This is a genomic window from Nocardia puris, from assembly GCF_036051655.1.
Taxonomy (GTDB): domain Bacteria; phylum Actinomycetota; class Actinomycetes; order Mycobacteriales; family Mycobacteriaceae; genus Nocardia; species Nocardia puris.
The window spans coordinates 7,777,920-7,794,515 of record NZ_CP107943.1 but is presented as its reverse complement, the minus strand read 5'-3'; the positions used below and the strand labels follow the sequence as shown (position 1 = coordinate 7,794,515).

General features: G+C 65.0%; 12 protein-coding genes. 10 read left to right on the top strand and 2 right to left on the bottom strand.

Annotated elements, in window-relative coordinates; genetic code table 11:
- Positions 1 to 68: 68 nt before the first annotated feature.
- The 5 genes from OHB21_RS36115 (at position 69) to OHB21_RS36095 (ending at position 4,511) form a co-directional block, all read left to right on the top strand.
- The gene (locus tag OHB21_RS36115; protein ID WP_067508839.1) at positions 69 to 2,003 is read left to right on the top strand and encodes an acetolactate synthase large subunit; all 1,935 of its coding nucleotides are present in this window, start codon (positions 69 to 71) and stop codon (positions 2,001 to 2,003) included.
- Entirely contained in the window at positions 2,000 to 2,503 is a 504-nt protein-coding gene (ilvN, locus tag OHB21_RS36110) for an acetolactate synthase small subunit (RefSeq protein ID WP_067508841.1), read from the top strand. The genes OHB21_RS36115 and ilvN overlap by 4 nt, the downstream gene beginning before the upstream one ends.
- Before the next feature lie 130 nt (positions 2,504 to 2,633).
- Positions 2,634 to 3,635, top strand: a complete 1,002-nt coding sequence (ilvC, locus tag OHB21_RS36105) for a ketol-acid reductoisomerase (RefSeq protein WP_195126343.1) — start codon at positions 2,634 to 2,636, stop codon at positions 3,633 to 3,635.
- 76 nt (positions 3,636 to 3,711) lie between these two features.
- The gene (locus tag OHB21_RS36100) at positions 3,712 to 3,918 is read left to right on the top strand and encodes a hypothetical protein (protein WP_147265733.1); all 207 of its coding nucleotides are present in this window, start codon (positions 3,712 to 3,714) and stop codon (positions 3,916 to 3,918) included.
- On the top strand, positions 3,915 to 4,511 hold the full coding sequence (locus OHB21_RS36095; RefSeq protein WP_067508845.1) for a nucleotidyl transferase AbiEii/AbiGii toxin family protein: 597 nt from the start codon (positions 3,915 to 3,917) through the stop codon (positions 4,509 to 4,511). Before OHB21_RS36100 ends, OHB21_RS36095 begins: the two co-directional genes overlap by 4 nt.
- 57 nt (positions 4,512 to 4,568) lie before the next feature.
- On the opposite strand, the gene OHB21_RS36090 is transcribed toward OHB21_RS36095, so the two are convergent.
- Positions 4,569 to 4,817 (bottom strand): hypothetical protein, encoded by a 249-nt coding sequence (locus OHB21_RS36090; RefSeq protein ID WP_195126325.1) that lies wholly within the window; start codon positions 4,815 to 4,817, stop codon positions 4,569 to 4,571.
- 99 nt (positions 4,818 to 4,916) lie between these two features.
- A complete protein-coding gene (locus OHB21_RS36085; protein WP_067508849.1) occupies positions 4,917 to 5,228 on the bottom strand; it encodes a hypothetical protein in 312 nt (103 codons plus the stop codon).
- A 420-nt stretch (positions 5,229 to 5,648) separates the two neighbouring features.
- Between OHB21_RS36085 and OHB21_RS36080 the strand changes: the two genes are divergently transcribed.
- The 5 genes from OHB21_RS36080 to OHB21_RS36060 all read left to right on the top strand — a co-directional run bounded on the left by OHB21_RS36080 (position 5,649) and on the right by OHB21_RS36060 (position 16,581).
- Positions 5,649 to 7,013, top strand: a complete 1,365-nt coding sequence (locus OHB21_RS36080; protein WP_067508891.1) for a DUF2252 domain-containing protein — start codon at positions 5,649 to 5,651, stop codon at positions 7,011 to 7,013.
- A 442-nt stretch (positions 7,014 to 7,455) separates the two neighbouring features.
- A complete protein-coding gene (locus OHB21_RS36075) occupies positions 7,456 to 8,331 on the top strand; it encodes an AAA family ATPase (protein WP_195126324.1) in 876 nt (291 codons plus the stop codon).
- The gene (locus OHB21_RS36070) at positions 8,328 to 9,743 is read left to right on the top strand and encodes a vWA domain-containing protein (RefSeq protein WP_195126323.1); all 1,416 of its coding nucleotides are present in this window, start codon (positions 8,328 to 8,330) and stop codon (positions 9,741 to 9,743) included. Before OHB21_RS36075 ends, OHB21_RS36070 begins: the two co-directional genes overlap by 4 nt.
- Positions 9,744 to 10,351: 608 nt before the next feature.
- Positions 10,352 to 15,070, top strand: a complete 4,719-nt coding sequence (locus OHB21_RS36065) for a sacsin N-terminal ATP-binding-like domain-containing protein (RefSeq protein WP_195126322.1) — start codon at positions 10,352 to 10,354, stop codon at positions 15,068 to 15,070.
- Positions 15,067 to 16,581: a nuclease-related domain-containing DEAD/DEAH box helicase gene (locus tag OHB21_RS36060; protein WP_195126321.1), complete on the top strand. Its 1,515-nt coding sequence runs from the start codon at positions 15,067 to 15,069 to the stop codon at positions 16,579 to 16,581. The genes OHB21_RS36065 and OHB21_RS36060 overlap by 4 nt, the downstream gene beginning before the upstream one ends.
- The last annotated feature ends 15 nt before the right edge of the window (positions 16,582 to 16,596 follow it).

Below are 16,596 nucleotides of genomic sequence, written 5' to 3'. Positions count from 1 at the left end.
CGACCGGTCGTGTCAGGCACAGCAGTGTTGTCCGGAGTCGAGAACGACAAAAGTAAGGAACGAAGACGGTGAGCGCACCAACCGCACGGCCCGGGCCCTCGGCCCGCAGGTCAGCGCCTTCGGCGAACCAGCAGGCGACGCCTGCTGCCCCGACGACCACGGCGAACCGCCGCCAGGTCCCGCCCGAGCGGGTCACCGGCGCGCAGTCCGTCGTGCGGTCGCTCGAGGAGCTCGGCGTCGACACCGTGTTCGGCATTCCGGGCGGCGCGATCCTCCCGGTCTACGACCCGCTCTTCGACTCCACCAAGGTGCGCCACGTGCTGGTGCGTCACGAGCAGGGCGCGGGTCACGCGGCCACCGGATACGCGCAGGCCACCGGCAAGGTCGGTGTGTGTATGGCCACCTCCGGCCCCGGCGCGACCAACCTGGTGACCCCGATCGCCGACGCGCAGATGGACTCGGTTCCGATCGTCGCCATCACCGGCCAGGTCGGTCGCGGCCTGATCGGCACCGACGCGTTCCAGGAAGCCGACATCTCCGGCATCACCATGCCGATCACCAAGCACAACTTCCTGATCACCGACGGTCACGACATCCCGCGCATCCTCGCCGAGGCGTTCTACCTGGCCGCCTCCGGCCGCCCCGGCGCGGTGCTCGTCGACATCCCCAAGGACGTGCTGCAAGCGCAGACCACGTTCTCCTGGCCGCCGGAGATGCGCCTGCCCGGCTATCGCCCGGTCACCAAGCCGCACGGCAAGCAGGTGCGCGAGGCCGCCAGGATGATCCTGGAGTCCAAGGCCCCCGTGCTCTATGTCGGCGGTGGCGTGATCAAGGCCGAGGCGTCGGCCGAGCTGCTGGAACTGGCCGAGCTGACCGGCATCCCGGTGGTCACCACCCTGATGGCGCGCGGCGCGTTCCCCGACAGCCACACCCTGAACATGGGCATGCCCGGCATGCACGGCACGGTCGGCGCGGTGGCCGCGTTGCAGCGCTCCGACCTGCTGATCACCCTCGGCGCGCGCTTCGACGACCGCGTCACCGGCCAGCTGGACTCGTTCGCGCCCGACGCCTTGGTGATCCACGCCGATATCGACCCGGCCGAGATCGGCAAGAACCGCCACGCCGACGTGCCGATCGTCGGCGACTGCCGCGAGGTCATCGCCGAACTCATCGAGACGCTGAAGTCCGACCCCGCGGTGGGCGACGGGCCGCTGCTGAACCTCACCGAGTGGTGGACCTACCTGTCCGGTGTGCGCGACCAGTACCCGCTGGGCTGGACCGCGCCGTCGGACGGGTCGCTCTCGCCCGAGTACGTCATCGACGCGCTGGGCCGCCTGGCCGGTCCCGACGCCATCTACTGCGCGGGCGTGGGCCAGCACCAGATGTGGGCCGCCCAGTTCATCAAGTACGAGAAGCCGCGCACCTGGCTGAACTCCGGCGGTCTCGGCACCATGGGCTACGCCGTCCCGGCCGCCATGGGCGCCAAGATGGGCGCGCCCGACAAGGAAGTGTGGGCGGTCGACGGTGACGGCTGCTTCCAGATGACCAACCAGGAGCTGGCCACCTGCGCCGTCGAGGGCGTGCCGATCAAGGTCGCGCTGATCAATAACGGCAACCTCGGCATGGTCCGCCAGTGGCAGACCCTGTTCTACGAGGAGCGCTACTCCAACACCGACCTGGGCACGCACACGCTGCGCATCCCCGACTTCGTCAAGCTGGCCGAGGCGCTGGGCTGCCACGGCATCCGCGTGGAGAAGGAGGAGGAGGTCGAGGCCGCCATCCGCGAGGCGCAGTCGATCAACGACCGCCCGGTGGTGATCGATTTCATCGTCGGCAAGGACGCCCAGGTGTGGCCGATGGTCGCCGCGGGCACCAGCAACGACGAGATCATGGCCGCGCGCGGCATCCGCCCGCTGTTCGACGAGGACGAGCAGGCCGCCGAGCCCGCCGTCATCCACGAGGCGATGACGCACGGCAAGACCGAGGGGACCGAAGCAGAATGAGCAGCACCCACACCCTCAGCGTCCTGGTCGAGGACAAGCCAGGCGTGCTCGCGCGCGTCGCCAGCCTGTTCTCCCGCCGCGGATTCAATATCGAATCGCTCGCGGTCGGCGGCACCGAGGTCAAGGACATCTCCCGGATGACCATCGTGGTCACCGTGGAGGACCTGCCGCTCGAGCAGGTCACCAAGCAGCTGAACAAGCTGGTGAACGTCATCAAGATCGTCGAACAGGACGCCGACGCCTCGGTGGCCCGCGAGCTGATCCTGGTGAAGGTCCGCGCCGACGCCAGCGTGCGGACCCAGGTGATCGAGGCGGTCAACCTGTTCCGCGCGAAGGTCATCGACGTCTCGCCGGACGCGCTCACCGTCGAGGCCACCGGGACCCGGTCCAAGCTCGACGCGCTGCTGCGCATGCTGGAGCCGTACGGCATCCGCGAGATCGTGCAGTCCGGTGTGGTGGCGGTGGGCCGCGGTCCGAAGTCCATCACCGCGACGCGCTGACCGACCGACAGATTTTCATAGTCGCCCCTGGTTCTCGTGTGCCCCGCGCACGCGGGGCACACGATGCGAGAACGCTGGGCAAAGTTCCTCACACACGTGAGGAGAAGGGACAACCACTGTGGCAGTCGAGATGTTCTACGACGACGACGCCGACCTGTCGATCATCCAGGGCCGCAAGGTCGCTGTCATCGGCTACGGCAGCCAGGGCCACGCGCACTCGCTGAGCCTGCGCGACTCCGGCGTCGACGTGCGCGTCGGTCTCGCCGAGGGCTCGAAGTCGCGGCCGAAGGCCGAGGAGGCCGGCCTGACCGTCGGCACCCCCGCCGAGGTCTCGGAGTGGGCCGACGTGATCATGGTGCTCGCGCCCGACACCGCGCAGGCCTCGATCTTCACCAACGACATCGAGCCCAACCTGAAGGACGGCGACGCGCTGTTCTTCGGCCACGGCCTCAACATCCACTTCGGCCTGATCAAGGCGCCCGCCAACGTCACCGTCGCGATGGTGGCGCCGAAGGGCCCCGGCCACCTGGTGCGCCGTCAGTTCGTCGACGGCAAGGGCGTTCCGGCGCTCATCGCCGTCGATCAGGACCCCAAGGGCGAGGGCCAGGCGCTGGCGCTGTCCTACGCGGCCGCCATCGGTGGCGCCCGCGCGGGTGTCATCAAGACCACCTTCAAGGAAGAGACCGAGACCGACCTGTTCGGTGAGCAGGCCGTGCTCTGCGGTGGCACCGAGGAACTGGTCAAGACCGGTTTCGAGGTCATGGTCGAGGCCGGCTACGCGCCGGAGATGGCCTACTTCGAGGTGCTGCACGAGCTGAAGCTGATCGTCGACCTCATGTACGAGGGCGGCATCGCGCGCATGAACTACTCGGTGTCCGACACCGCCGAGTTCGGCGGCTACCTGTCCGGTCCGCGCGTCATCGACGCCGACACCAAGGAGCGCATGAAGGCGATCCTGAAGGACATCCAGGACGGCACCTTCGTCAAGCGCCTCGTCGCCAACGTCGAGGGCGGCAACAAGGAGCTCGAGGCCCTGCGCAAGCAGAACGCCGAGCACCCCATCGAGGTCACCGGCGCCAAGCTCCGCGGCCTGATGAGCTGGGTCGACCGCCCCATCACCGAAACCGCCTGAGTTTCGCAGTTCGACCGAGGGGCCTGCTCACCGCGTGTGAGCAGGCCCCTCGGTGTCTGTTGGGTAACCTCGAGGAGTGACGGAAGGAACACCAGCTCAGCGGCTCCGGCTCGCGCTGCAGATGTCGGAGTTCGGCGTGCAGATGTACCGAACTCGCATGCGGCGCATCTTTCCGGCCGCATCGACGGAGGAGATCGAGTCCAAGGTGCACGCCTGGCTGCTGTCCCGTCCGGGCGCGCCTGCCGGCGATGCCACCGGTCGTCCGTCCACCAGATTCGCGTGAACCCGCTCGAAGCGGCGCTGCGTCGTTCGGCCGCCGATATCGACAGACTCGGCTATCGCTGGGCGCTCGTCGGTGGGTTCGCGGTGTCCGCTCGTTCGATCCCCCGGTTCACCCAGGACATCGACCTGGCCGTCGCGGTAGCCGATGACGGCGCCGCGGAAGCCTTGGTACGCAGCATGTTCGACGCGGGATACGTCATGTACGCGTCCGTCGAGCACGACAACGGCCGACTCGCAACGATCCGTTTGCGTCGAGCCTTCGGCGGTGTCCCGGTTCTTGTGGACCTTCTCTTCGCGAGCTCTGGAATCGAGCCGGAGATCGTCGATGCCGCGGAGGAGTTGGCAATCGTGCCCGAATTCACGCTCCCGGTCGCGACAACCGGGCACCTCATCGCGCTGAAGATACTGTCGCGAGACGATTCCGCCAGACCCCAGGACTTGGCGGACCTGCGTGAATTACTCGCCGTGGCGACCGATGACGATGTCCGAAGCGCACGAACGGCGGTCCGCCTGATCACGGAACGAGGATTTCATCGCGATCGCGACCTCGAGGCGAGCCTCGATTCCCTCATCTCGAAACCGACTGGCACATAGGTATTTGCAAAGGCGGCCCGCTCCCTTTCGGGGAGCGGGCCACCATCGTGTCCGGGCTCAGGGGTAGAGGTAGAGGGGGTTGGCGGGGTTGACCGGGTTCATGGGGTTCATGGGGCTGATCGGGTTGTTGGGATCGGCCATGCTCGGCAGTTCGTAGTCGGAGACGTGGCCGCACGCGGCGGTGCCGTGGTGGGCACAGGGTGGGCCGGCGTGGGCCGCGGCCGGGAGGGCGAGTGCGGTCAGGGGTGCGGCGGCGAGCGCGGCCGCCACGGTGAGGCGGGCGAGCAGGCGGCGCTGGGGTGTCATGTGAGTCCTGTCGTGACCGTGAGGGAGGGCACGGGCCGACCCGCGGGCGCGTTTCATCGCCCGATCGGCCCGAGGCCGTCGGCGGGGAAGGTGCTGGGGCTAGCTGCTGCCGAAGGAGCCGGAGGGGAACGGACGCCAGAAGGGCGGGCCCCACGGGTTGTGGCCGGGCCAGCGATCGCACTTGTTCCACGGATCCCAGCTGTTGTGCCAGCCCCACGGGCCGCAATCGCGCCTGTCCCACTTGTCGCGGTCGTGCTTGTCCCACTTGTCGTGGCGGACCTCGGTGACCGACGGCGACGCCGGTTCGGCCGAGGCGGGTGCGGCGGCGAGGGTGAAGGGGATCGCGGCGACGACGCTCGCCATGGCGATGCGGGCCACGGTGCGTTGTGCCGAGGTCTTCGTCGACATCATGAATCCTTTCGATGGACCTGCCACCTGGGCTGGGCGGAAGGTCGGAATGGTGGCTGGTCACCTGCGCTGCCCGACCCGACTCGGCGCGACGACCGCACAACCCCACTGTTGCGCACTCGCTGCGAAAGGTCAGCAAGTCGGACCGGATTCGAGAAGAATTTCAGTCCTTCGGAGGACACGGTGGAAGGGAGGCCCCTCGGGTGTCCTAGGGGATCACCCTGAGAAGCGGCGATTTCCGTTGTCGCCCAGCGGGATCGGGTGCCGCGCGCGGGTAGGTGCGGGTCGCCGAATCCGGTGGTGAGCAGTGGCGAATTCAGGGCAACATTAGTTCTTCCGCGCGCCTCGTCCTCCCGCCGACGTGGCGCCGGCCGCGGCGCGGTGGTGCTTGCTCCCGCCCACCGACCGGATCAGACTGGGATGATGGCGAACCCGACCGTCATCCACGCCGACCGCACGGCCCTCGCAACAGGTCGCGCCATCCGCAAGCAAGTACCCAGATCCTCCCTCGGCTCGTGGCGGCCGGGAACCCACCGCACCGATCCAGTTACCATCCTGGAGCGCCAGGCCGCGACCCGTCTGCCGGACCTGGTCCCCATCCGTTACTCCCGGATGGCCGCCGCGCCGTTCCCCTTCCTGCGCGGAGCGCCGGCCATCATGGCCGGCGACCTGGCGGCTTCCCCCGGCACCGGGCTGTGCGTGCAACTCTGTGGCGACGCGCACCTGTCGAACTTCGGCGTGTTCGCCTCCCCGGAGCGCGCCCTGGTGTTCGACCTCAACGATTTCGACGAGACGCTGCCCGGCCCGTTCGAATGGGACGTCAAACGGCTCGTGGCGAGTTGCGCCGTAGCGGCGAGGGACAACGGGTTCGACGACGAGTCGGCCGCACGCGCCGCGCGGGCCGCCGCGTGCGGGTACCGCGAGTCGATGGCGCGGCTGGCCGCCCTCGACAGCCTGACCGTCTGGTACGAGCGCATCGACGCCGAGGAGGCCGCCGCGCTGGTGCGCAAGCCGCGGCAACGCGATCGCGTGGCGAAACGCCTCGACGCCGCGCGCAACCGCACCAGCTTGCAGGCGCTGACGAAATTGACCGAACCCGGCCCCGACGGTGTGCCGCGCATCAAACACCGGCCACCGCTGCTGGTGCCGGTGGCGGAGTTCGACGAGCGCGCGGTCGCGGACGTGTTCGCCGAATTCCGCGACAGCCTGCCGGAGGAGCGGCGCGTGCTGCTGGACCGGTATCGCTTCCTGGAGACCGCCCGCAAAGTGGTCGGCGTCGGCAGCGTCGGCACCCGCTGCTTCATCGCCTTGCTCGCCGACCGCGATTCCGGCGCGCCGCTGTTCTTGCAGGTCAAACAGGCGGAAACCTCGGTGCTGGCACCACATCTGGCGCCGAGCCGGTTCCGGCACCAAGGGCATCGGGTGGTGCACGGTCAGCGTGTGATGCAGGCCGCCGGCGACATCTTCCTCGGCTGGGCCACCGGGCCCGAAGGCCGGTTCTTCTACTGGCGGCAGCTGCGCGATATGAAGGGGTCGGCGGAGGTGGGGGACATGTCGGCCGGGACGCTGACGCGCTACGCGGAGTTGTGCGGTCGCGTGCTGGCGCGGGCGCACGCGCGGTCCGGGGATCGGGTGGCGATCGCGGCGTATCTGGGGAGCGGGGAAGCGTTCGATCGCGCGATGGAGGAGTTCGCGCTCGCGTACGCCGAGCAGACGGTGGTGGATCGGGCGGCGTTGGTGGAGGCGATCGAGTCGGGGCGGGTGCAGGCGGCCGAGGCTGGGGTGTGAGGTGGTATGAGCCCTCCCGCGTGCTGGGCGGGTGTTGGTGGCTGCGGCTCGAGGGGTACGTGTCTTCCCGCGTGCTGGGGCGGGTGTTGGTGGCTGGGCCGGGGGTTCGGGAGGCGTGTGTCCTTGCGTGCTGGGGCGGGTGCAGGTGGCTGAGGCCGGGGCTCGAGGCGCACGTGTCCTCTCGGGTGCCGGTGGCTGAGGCTGGGGCTCGAGGGGGCATGAGTCCTCCCGCGTGCTGGGCGGGTGTTGGTGGCCTGAGCCGTGGGCTCGAGGGCGCGTGTCCTCCCGGCGTGCTGGGTCGGCGTCGGGCGTGCGGGGACAGTCGGCCGTGGGCACCGGTTGGTGGAGGCCACCCTGTAGCCGGCTCGGGTTGGCGCTTGGGCGCGTGGAGTCCAGCCGGTGCTGCGCTCCCTCTCCACCGCCCTGCCTACACTGGCTACCGATGAGTAAGTTCTTCGATTCGGTGGACGCGGTGACCGAGCGGCTCACCGCGGCGGGCTACCTGCCCTCGCTCGACATCGCGACCGCCGTGTTCCTCGCCGACCACCTCGGCAAACCGCTGCTCATCGAGGGCCCCGCGGGCGTCGGCAAGACCGAGCTGGCCAAGGCGATCGCCACCTGCGCCGACGCCGAGCTGATTCGGTTGCAGTGCTACGAGGGCATCGACGAGGCGCGCGCCCTCTACGAGTGGAACCACGCCAAACAGCTGCTGCGCATCACCGCCACCGACGAGCGTGACTGGGACCGCACCCGCGACCACGTCTTCACCGAGGAGTTCCTGCTCGACCGCCCGCTGCTGGCGGCGCTGCGCAACACGGGCCGCACCGTGCTGCTCATCGACGAACTCGACAAGGCCGAGGTGGAGCTCGAGGGCCTGCTGCTCGAGGTGCTCGGCGACTATCAGGTGAGCATCCCCGAACTCGGCACCGTCACCGCGGTCCGCAAGCCGTTCGTCGTCGTCACCTCCAACGCCGACCGCGATCTGTCCGAAGCGCTCAAACGCCGCTGCCTGTACCTCCACATCGACTATCCGACAGCAGATCTCGAACGCGCGATCGTCCGCGCGAAGGTCCCCGAACTCGACGCCGCACTCGGCGAACCCGTCGTCCGCACGGTGGGCGCACTGCGGGCCCTGCCGCTGCGCAAATCACCGTCGGTGGCCGAAACCGTGGACTGGGCAAGGACTCTCGTCGCGCTCGGCACCCGGACATTGACCGGAACGGTGGTCCGCTCGACACTCGGGGTGTTGTTGAAGCACCAGTCCGATCATCGCGTCGCGATCGAGAAACTCGGTCTGGGGCAGGACGATTCGCGATGAGCGGTAAGCACGCGGCGCAGCGCTCGTCCGAACGGCCTCCGACGCCCACCGATCGTCTCGTGGACTTCGTCGGACTCCTGCGCGAGTACGGCATCAACGCGGGGCCGAGCGAAACCCTCGACGCGGCAGCGGCCATGCTCGCACTCGGCACCGCGGACCCGGCCCGGCTGCGCTCCGGGTTGGCCGCGTGCTTGCTGCGGCGCGGTGGGCAGCGGGCGGTGTTCGACCAGCTCTTCGACCTGTACTTCCTGACCGCCGAGCTCCCGGTCCCCGCCGGCGCCGCCGAAACCGTCGACGATCTGCGTGAACGCCTCACCGCGGCGCTGGTGGCCGACGATCAGAGCGCTCTAACCGAACTCGCCCGCACCACCCTCACCGAACTCGGCGGCTACGGCGGCGTCCAAGCGGCCGGCCAGAGTTCCCGCCCGCTGACCACCGCCTCCGGGGCGGGATGGTCCTCCTACCAGACGATGAAAGCCCTTCGGCCGGAGGAACTTACCGAACGCGTCGTCGCGGGCATGGCGGGAGCAGGCGAACTCGACACCGCCGTGCATTCGATCGAAGCCCGCCGCCGCGTGGAAGCGTTCCGCACCTCCGTGCAGAACGAGGCCCGCCTGCGGTCGGCCCAACTGCGCGGCACCGACTACATAGCCCGCCGCGGCGTCGAATCCGCCGTCGACCGCGTCGACTTCCTAGGCGCACGCGAACGCGACCTCGCCGAGATGCGCCGCCTAGTGAATCCGTTGGCGCGCAAGCTCGCCACGCGCCTCGCGGCCCGCCGCAAGAAGGCCGTGCGCGGGCAGATCGACATGCGCCGCACCCTGCGCCGCTCGATGGCGACCGGCGGCGTCCCCGTCGACCCGGTGCTGCGCGCCCGCAAACACGGCCGCCCCGACCTGGTGGTGCTCGCCGACCTCTCCGGCTCCGTCACCGGATTCGCCGAATTCACCCTGCACCTCGTCCAAGCCCTGCAAGACCAGTTCAGCAAGGTCCGCAGCTTCGGCTTCGTCGACACCTGCGACGAGATCACCGCCTTCTTCGCCCCCGGCGAACCTCCCGAACCCGGCCTCTCCGCCCGAATCATCCGCGAGGCCACCGTCTCCCGCTTCGGCAGCAGCAACTACGGCGAAGCCTTCCGCACCTTCGCCGACCACCACCTCGACGCCCTCGGCCCCCGCACCTCCCTGCTCATCCTCGGCGACGCCCGCACCAACCGCACCGACCCCGGCCTCCCCCACCTCACCCCCATGCTCGCCCGAGCCCGCCACGCCCACTGGCTCAACCCCGAACCCGCCCGCTCCTGGACCACGGGCGACTCGGCGGCCTCTGCGTACGCCGACCTGGTCTCCATGCACGAATGCCGCAACATCCACCAACTGACCACGGTAATCACCCGTTTGCTGCCGGTGTAGGGAGCGGGCGCTACGCCGGTCGGATCGTCACCTCGACATCTCAGATCGAGTTCTGGGCGGCGAGAACAGCAGGCAAGGCCTCGAAGGCCGCGGTCGACAAGTCACCAACGCAGTGTCGTGAGATCGCGAAGAGAGTTCGAGCCGTTTGGCCGTCTGGCGCTCGCACCGTCCAGCGATGACGTCGCTATCCCGTTGTCGGCGAAGGGATATGCTGCCGACGAGAAGCTCCCACGGGCTCCCGGACACGCGGGAGACCTCGGGGAGGACTTCGACGGAAGCGACAGCCCGGTTGGTGGCCTCGACCTCCTACCCAGTCGTAAACTTCCGATACATACGGTATTCCGCCAGCCGGACGGCAACCGCTCGGTGCCAACAGCCGGGACCTTCGACGGGACGTTGCTGAGCGATGATCGACCTTGCGGGAGTGCGTGGGCGCTGCGGTGTGACTCAAGGAGTAACAATCGTTCCCGGGAGGGATATAGAGTTTGCGCCAAGCTGGCGAACCACGTTGCTGGCACACCGTCGGCAGGGGTGCCGACACGCAGGGGTTAGTGCAAGTCCAGGTCTGGCAGCTGTATTGCTGAGTCAGAGTCAGGGGAGGTACCGAAATGACAGCGAGCCAGTGGATGCCGGATCGCGCCCTTGTGGGCGAGCTCGAAGGGCTCTTCGCCCGGGCCATCGAATCGTACAGAGCGAATCCGAACCTGGTGATGGAGCACGCCAACCACGAGGAGTCGATCAGGGTCGGTGGGTACTCGAACCGTACGCTGCTCGAGCTTGTGCAGAATGCGGCCGACGCCATGACCGGTACGCCCAGTACCAGCACCGACGGTCGTGTCGAGATCGTCCTTGACCTGTCAGCCGGCACGCTGTATTGCGCCAACGCGGGGCGCCCGTTCTCCAGCAGTGGCTTGACAGCCCTCGCACACGCTCACCTCAGCGGGAAGCGGGGTGACGAGATCGGACGTTTCGGCCTCGGGTTCAAGTCAGTCCTCTCGGTGACCGACAAGCCACAGGTGTTCAGTCGTTCCGTGTCTTTCGAGTACAACTCCGTTGAGGCGAACCGTGCGCTTCGCGAAGTCGGTGCGCAGGCGCGAAGGTTTCCTGTCCTCCGCACTGCGACACGGATCCGGAACATCGAGAGCGAATTTGCGAACGATCCGATTCTCAATGAGCTCTCGCAATGGGCTGCAACGATCGTCAAACTGCCGGCCCTGCGCAAGATTGCGAATCTGCAGAAAGAGATAAAAGGGTTTCGATCGGAGTTACTGCTGTTCGTCGAGGCTGTCCGCGAGGTGCATCTGCGTGTCGTCGGAGTAGGTGATGAGTTCGCAACCAGCCATATCTCGCATGCGCTCGGTCATGGAAAATTCGAGATCGAACGTCCGGACGGAAAGAACAGTATCTGGTATGTCGAAACGTCCATGCACTCACCGAGTTCCGAGGCGCGTCGAGAGGTAGGTGAGGCGGTCTCGCGCGAGCGGGTCAAGGTGACGGTCGCCATGCCGGAACGATTTTCCGGCCTTCAGACCGGTAGGTTCTGGTCGTACTTCCCACTGCAGGATGAGACGACGGCCTCGGCGCTATTCAACGCACCGTGGAGCGTGAATGATGATCGCACGACATTGCTGCACAACAAGTACAACAGAGAGATTGTGCAGACTTTGTCGTCGATGTTCGTAGACCTTTTACCTCGCGTTGTTCAGGCAGACGACCCCGCGGCACATCTAGACTACATGCCTGCGCGTGGGCGTGAGAGCCTCTCATTCGGTGACGACTTGCTTTCCGCTTACGTGCCGCGGTTGGCTGCCCAGTCTCCGCTTGTCCCGGATGGTCAAGGGAGACTGTGCCTTCCGGAAGAACTGACGCCGTTGAGCTTCTTCGTGCCGGATGCCACCAGTCGCGATCACGAGGCGTGGATCAAGGCGCCGAATACCGGCGATGACGTCCCTCATTGGCGGTGCTACTCGACACCTCGTCGTATCGCACGGCTTCGCCAGATGTATGTCTTCAGTGGGGACGCTGAACAGGTTGATCTGCGGACCCGTGATGAGATAAAGGCGCTTGAGCATGTGCGTACTCGGGGTATTCTGTCGTGGCTCCGAGAGTGGGCCACCGGAGATACGTCGTCGGCTGCGGCTGCGCTATCCTTTGTGCTCCTCCATCCCAAGATAGAAGGGATTCGAGGGGCAAAGGTAATCCCGACTACCGCTGGCCTCAAGTCGCTGAATGACCGACCGCAGGTATTCCTTAAGCGGGTGGATGAGATCGAGCTCGACGGATCAAGCTTCGTGGTTCCCGAGTTCCTCATGATCGGTGGGGTGGAGAAGAATCTCAGGGAACAGGGGTTTCGCGATCTCGACCCTGAATCGATCCTGCGAGCTCGAATCGCCACACTTTCGCAAGCGTCCGGAATTCACGACCAGGAGAAGTTCTGGGATGCGGTTCTGGATATCCGCCCGGACCAAGCCGCGCGTATCGTGCAGGACAAGAATAAGGGCCATCTCATGGTGCCGACCGTCGATGGCGGATGGGCCACGCCAAGAAGCGTACTTGATATCGACGGTCTTGGCGGTGGCTTGGACGGCCGCCGTCTTGACCGCAACAGATGTGTGCCAGAGGTGGCCTGGGCTGCTGGTGTAGTTCACGAGCCGATCGCCAACTATCCTTTTGAGGACGAGCTCTGCGCGGACCGGTACTACGACTTCGTGCTTGCAGAACTGAACGGTCGGCTGGGCCCAGGCGACCGCGGCATCGAGAACGTCGAGTTCGACCAATACTCCGGTGCGGGGCCGTTCTCCGCGTTGCTACTGATGGCAGAATCGGGTGCGTCAGAGGCGACCCGTGCCGACTGGACGCGTAGGCTTCTCGAAATGGATGAGAATCCTCGCTGGACTTGTGAGGATGTTGATACTCAACAGACATGGCAAGTGCTCTCCCCGGTACGGTGGGCGGTCAACACGCAAGGGCTCGTCTCGTCATCCGGAGGATATCGGCCTCCGTCGCAAGTGGTTTCGGCATCGATGCTGGAGTTCCAGGATTTTCTTCCGCTTTACCGCGGGCCTCGAGCGCTCGAGGACGAACTTGCCCTTCCACGGAACCTTGGCGATGTGCCTGCCGACGTTCTTCGGGAAGCGCTCGGCCAGGGCAGCTTCAAATCGCGTATCGGCGATGGGGCTCTCGCTACCTTTGTGCTACAGGCAAGCAAGATTGCCTATGCCGACAGCAATCCGCCGCAAATTCCTGCCAAAGTCGGTCATGCAATCGAGGGGCGCAGGCCGGGTTTAGTTTATCTCGCGAGCAACGACGAACAACAGATGCTGCTCAGTCAGAAGCAGAAGCCTCATCTTCGGGTACCAGAGGCGGAAGTCGATGAGTTCGTGTCTCGTGTCGGATGCAGGCGATTCGAGGACAGTTTTTCTTTTTCAACGATCGTCGAAGGTCGGCAGGAGCCGGATCCTGTCGTGGACCTGTACCCCGGGCTTCAGGAGTCGTGGCTGTTCGACGCCGACAAGCTCTCCCACGCGAAAGTCGCTCGAGCTTTACACATCGCCAAGCGCGTGACAACAGAGGACGGCGTGGAGGATCAGGCGCTGCCATGGTATCTGGATGGGTTGACGCTCGTTGTGCCCAATGATCTAAGCGAGCGCCAGATCCTCGAGATTGTCAACGACGCTTTTGGGCTGCGAATGTCTAATGCTGACCTCGACAACGTCGAAAAGATGGCACTGAATCAGCAGCTGGAAGGATGGCGTCAGCAGGCGCGTGCGGCAAAGAACGATGCGGAGCGGTTGAGCGTATTCTTCGGCGATGACACATTGAGGGAGAATCTGCCCCGCGGCCTATGGCAGGCGCTTGAGGCGCAGGGTTTGGTCGATAGTTCATCTTCGGTTGCCGGACTTTTTCTAACCGTGTATGGAAGTGACTCCGTAAAGCAGCTCGCCGATCAATTCCGTCTCGAGGGCTACACAGACGTGCCCACTGGATGGTCGGGGGGCGGTAAGACTATTGACTGGCTGCGCAAAATGGGATTCGGCACAAAGTACGCCGGCCGACGGGCAGAGCCACAGGCTAATGAGTTCATTGTGCCGGGTGCTGTCAATCTGAATGGTCTGCACACGTACCAGAAGAAGATCAGCGAGAAGCTTCGAACCGTTCTAACCCAGCCCTCGGACAAGGGTCCGGCGCAGAAGTGCATGGTTGAGCTTCCAACCGGTGCTGGAAAGACACGAGTCGCCACGGAGACCGTGTTGAAGCTCTTCAAAGACGATGTCATGAACGGAACGGTTCTGTGGATCGCGCAGTCCACCGAGTTGTGTGAACAGGCCGTGCAAACCTTCGATATAGTCTGGCGACATCTTGCCGATGAGAGGCCGCTGTCGATTGGGCGCCTTTGGGAGAACAACACCGTCCACGAGCCTGACACAGAGTTCAGTGTCGTTGTAGCGACAGATGCCAAGCTGGAAGCAATCCTAGAACAATCACAATATCAATGGCTCCGTCACGCGGCAGCAGTGTTTGTCGACGAGGCGCACCGGGCTGGAAATTCGAAGCGTTATACTCAGATCTTCCGATGGCTGGGTGTAGACGGTCACAATTGGGAGCGCCCGCTCGTCGGGCTGTCGGCGACGCCGTTCAAGGGACGTGCCGAGGACGGCCGACAGACCAGGGAGCTGGCCGCCCGGTTCGGTAACAACAAGCTGGCCGCCTTCGAATCAGATGCCTATCGCCAGCTGCAGAAACTCGAGGTTCTTGCCAAGGTCAAGCACGAGGTTCTTCCTGGTGTGGATGTGGACTTGAGCGATGATGAACTCCGTAGTATCCAGGACAACCGCAAAGTCGACCGCCCCCTGCTGGAGCGTCTCGGCAAGGACCAGGCGCGAATGAAGGTATTGGTCAATCACATTTTATCCCAAAATCCCGATTGGCCGATCTTGGTGTTCACGCCGAGTGTTCTCTCCGCTCAGGTGCTCGCAGCTACCCTGCGATATCGAGGTAGTGAATCCGCGGCAATAAGTGGTCAGACGGGTCGGCAAGAACGCCGTGATGTAATCAAGAAATTCCATGACGGAGAAATTAGGATCCTGGCCAACTGTGACCTCCTCGTCCAGGGATTCGATGCTCCGGGCGTCCGTGCCCTCTACATTGCGCGTCCAACCTTCAGCCCCAGCTCGTACATTCAGATGGCTGGACGTGGCCTGCGAGGCCCTGCGAACGGAGGAAAAGAAGAGTGCCTGATCGTGGACGTTGCAGATAACTTCGGTGCAGTGAACGATTTTCTCGGCTACCGCGAGTATGAGGATCTGTGGAAGGAACAGCACGCATGATCCTGGTTCCGAGCCTTCGGGATATAGAGATATCAACTACGAGCTCCGCGGAAACCCGCGTTGCGCGGCTTCTGCAACAGGTCGACGGGCCGCGGGACGCAGTGGCTTTTCACTCCGTGAAGCTTCGCAGTCACTCTGTGAAGCAGCACGCAGAAGCTGACTTTGTCCTGTTGTGGAATGGCGTAGTAATCGTGATCGAGGTCAAGGGTGGTGGAGTGCGCAAGCACGAAGGCACCTGGTACAGCGTCGACCGTCGAGGCGACTGGCACAAGCTGAGGGAGTCCCCGATGGAGCAGGCGCAGAGCGCGATATATGCTCTGCGAGACATCCTCGATGAGGAAAAGGCCGGTTGGTTTGCGCATGAAGCAGTCGTAATCACTCCGGATATTGAGGCGCCTCCGTCGTCGATGGAATGGAAGAGCAGCCATTGGTGGGCAAAGGAGACGATGAACGTCGCCGACCTGACCGAGGCGCTCAGTGCGGTTGTGAAAGGATCGCGCAAGGCGCCCCCGCGACAGAAGCTGGCGAGTGCGGACCTATTGCGCACTCGTCTCTTTGGGGAGTTCACCAGACTCCCTGCCGTCGACGCTCAGCGTGGCGCTGTGATCGAAGAACAGAACCGTGCGACGGCTGGGCAGGCTGAAGTACTTGCAGCACTTGCGATGAACCCACGCATGTTGGTTTTCGGAGGTGCGGGTACCGGGAAATCTCTCATTCTTGCGGAGGCTGCGAAGCAGGAGGTTGGCGAGGGAAGAGCTGTCCTCATCACATACCGATCGCCCGCGCTTACTCGCTTCTTCGGTCCTCTGGTTGAAGACTGGGACATCGATCTGATGCCTTTCGGTGACCTCGCAGAAGGCAGGCAGTACGACGCCGTCTTCGTGGACGAGGCGCAGGATCTCATGAACGCGGACGGTATGGATGCCCTGGACCAGGTGATTCGCGGGGGTCGAGCTGGCGGACGTTGGAGGATGTTCCTCGACCCGAACAACCAGGCGCACGTTGACGGGGAGTTCGACGGCGAGGTTTGTGATCTGGTGAAGACCGAGGCAACCCAGCTCGAACTACGAAAGAATGTACGAAATACTCGCGCAATTGTCCACGTGGTGCAGGAGTACCTGCGGGCTGACGTTGGAGATCCGGGCATCGTCAACGGCGACAAGGTGTACTGGCACAACGCTGCCGACGAGGCCGGCGTATCGACGGCAGAACGCGTTGCACGCAAGCTGGTCCGAGATGGAGCGCGGCGGGATGAAATCTGGATCATCGACACCTCGTCGACTGCGGCGCCGCAGATTGGCGACGCGAAGTTCGTGGTCACCAGCCCGCGGTACGCGAAGGGGCTCGAAGCCGAGCACGTTGTGGTGTGCGGTTTGCCAGAAAAGCTCGACGACAGCGGTATCGCAGCGTTCTATGTGGCGGTCACTCGGGCCCGCGTCACACTGCACATTGTTGTTACCGCAGGTGACAGGAAGCGGCTACAAGACCTTCTTCGGAAGGTTCGTCAGTGAATCTCACGGTAGCGC

What these genes read in the sequence shown, in the direction of transcription:
- ilvC (WP_195126343.1), top strand. Translation starts at nt 2,634, where the DNA reads ATGTTCTACGACGACGACGCCGACCTGTCGATCATCCAGGGCCGCAAG.
- ilvN (WP_067508841.1), top strand. Translation starts at nt 2,000, where the DNA reads ATGAGCAGCACCCACACCCTCAGCGTCCTGGTCGAGGACAAGCCAGGC.
- OHB21_RS36085 (WP_067508849.1), bottom strand. Translation starts at nt 5,228, where the DNA reads ATGATGTCGACGAAGACCTCGGCACAACGCACCGTGGCCCGCATCGCC.
- OHB21_RS36080 (WP_067508891.1), top strand. Translation starts at nt 5,649, where the DNA reads ATGGCGAACCCGACCGTCATCCACGCCGACCGCACGGCCCTCGCAACA.
- OHB21_RS36060 (WP_195126321.1), top strand. Translation starts at nt 15,067, where the DNA reads ATGATCCTGGTTCCGAGCCTTCGGGATATAGAGATATCAACTACGAGC.
- OHB21_RS36065 (WP_195126322.1), top strand. Translation starts at nt 10,352, where the DNA reads ATGACAGCGAGCCAGTGGATGCCGGATCGCGCCCTTGTGGGCGAGCTC.
- OHB21_RS36070 (WP_195126323.1), top strand. Translation starts at nt 8,328, where the DNA reads ATGAGCGGTAAGCACGCGGCGCAGCGCTCGTCCGAACGGCCTCCGACG.
- OHB21_RS36090 (WP_195126325.1), bottom strand. Translation starts at nt 4,817, where the DNA reads ATGACACCCCAGCGCCGCCTGCTCGCCCGCCTCACCGTGGCGGCCGCG.
- OHB21_RS36075 (WP_195126324.1), top strand. Translation starts at nt 7,456, where the DNA reads ATGAGTAAGTTCTTCGATTCGGTGGACGCGGTGACCGAGCGGCTCACC.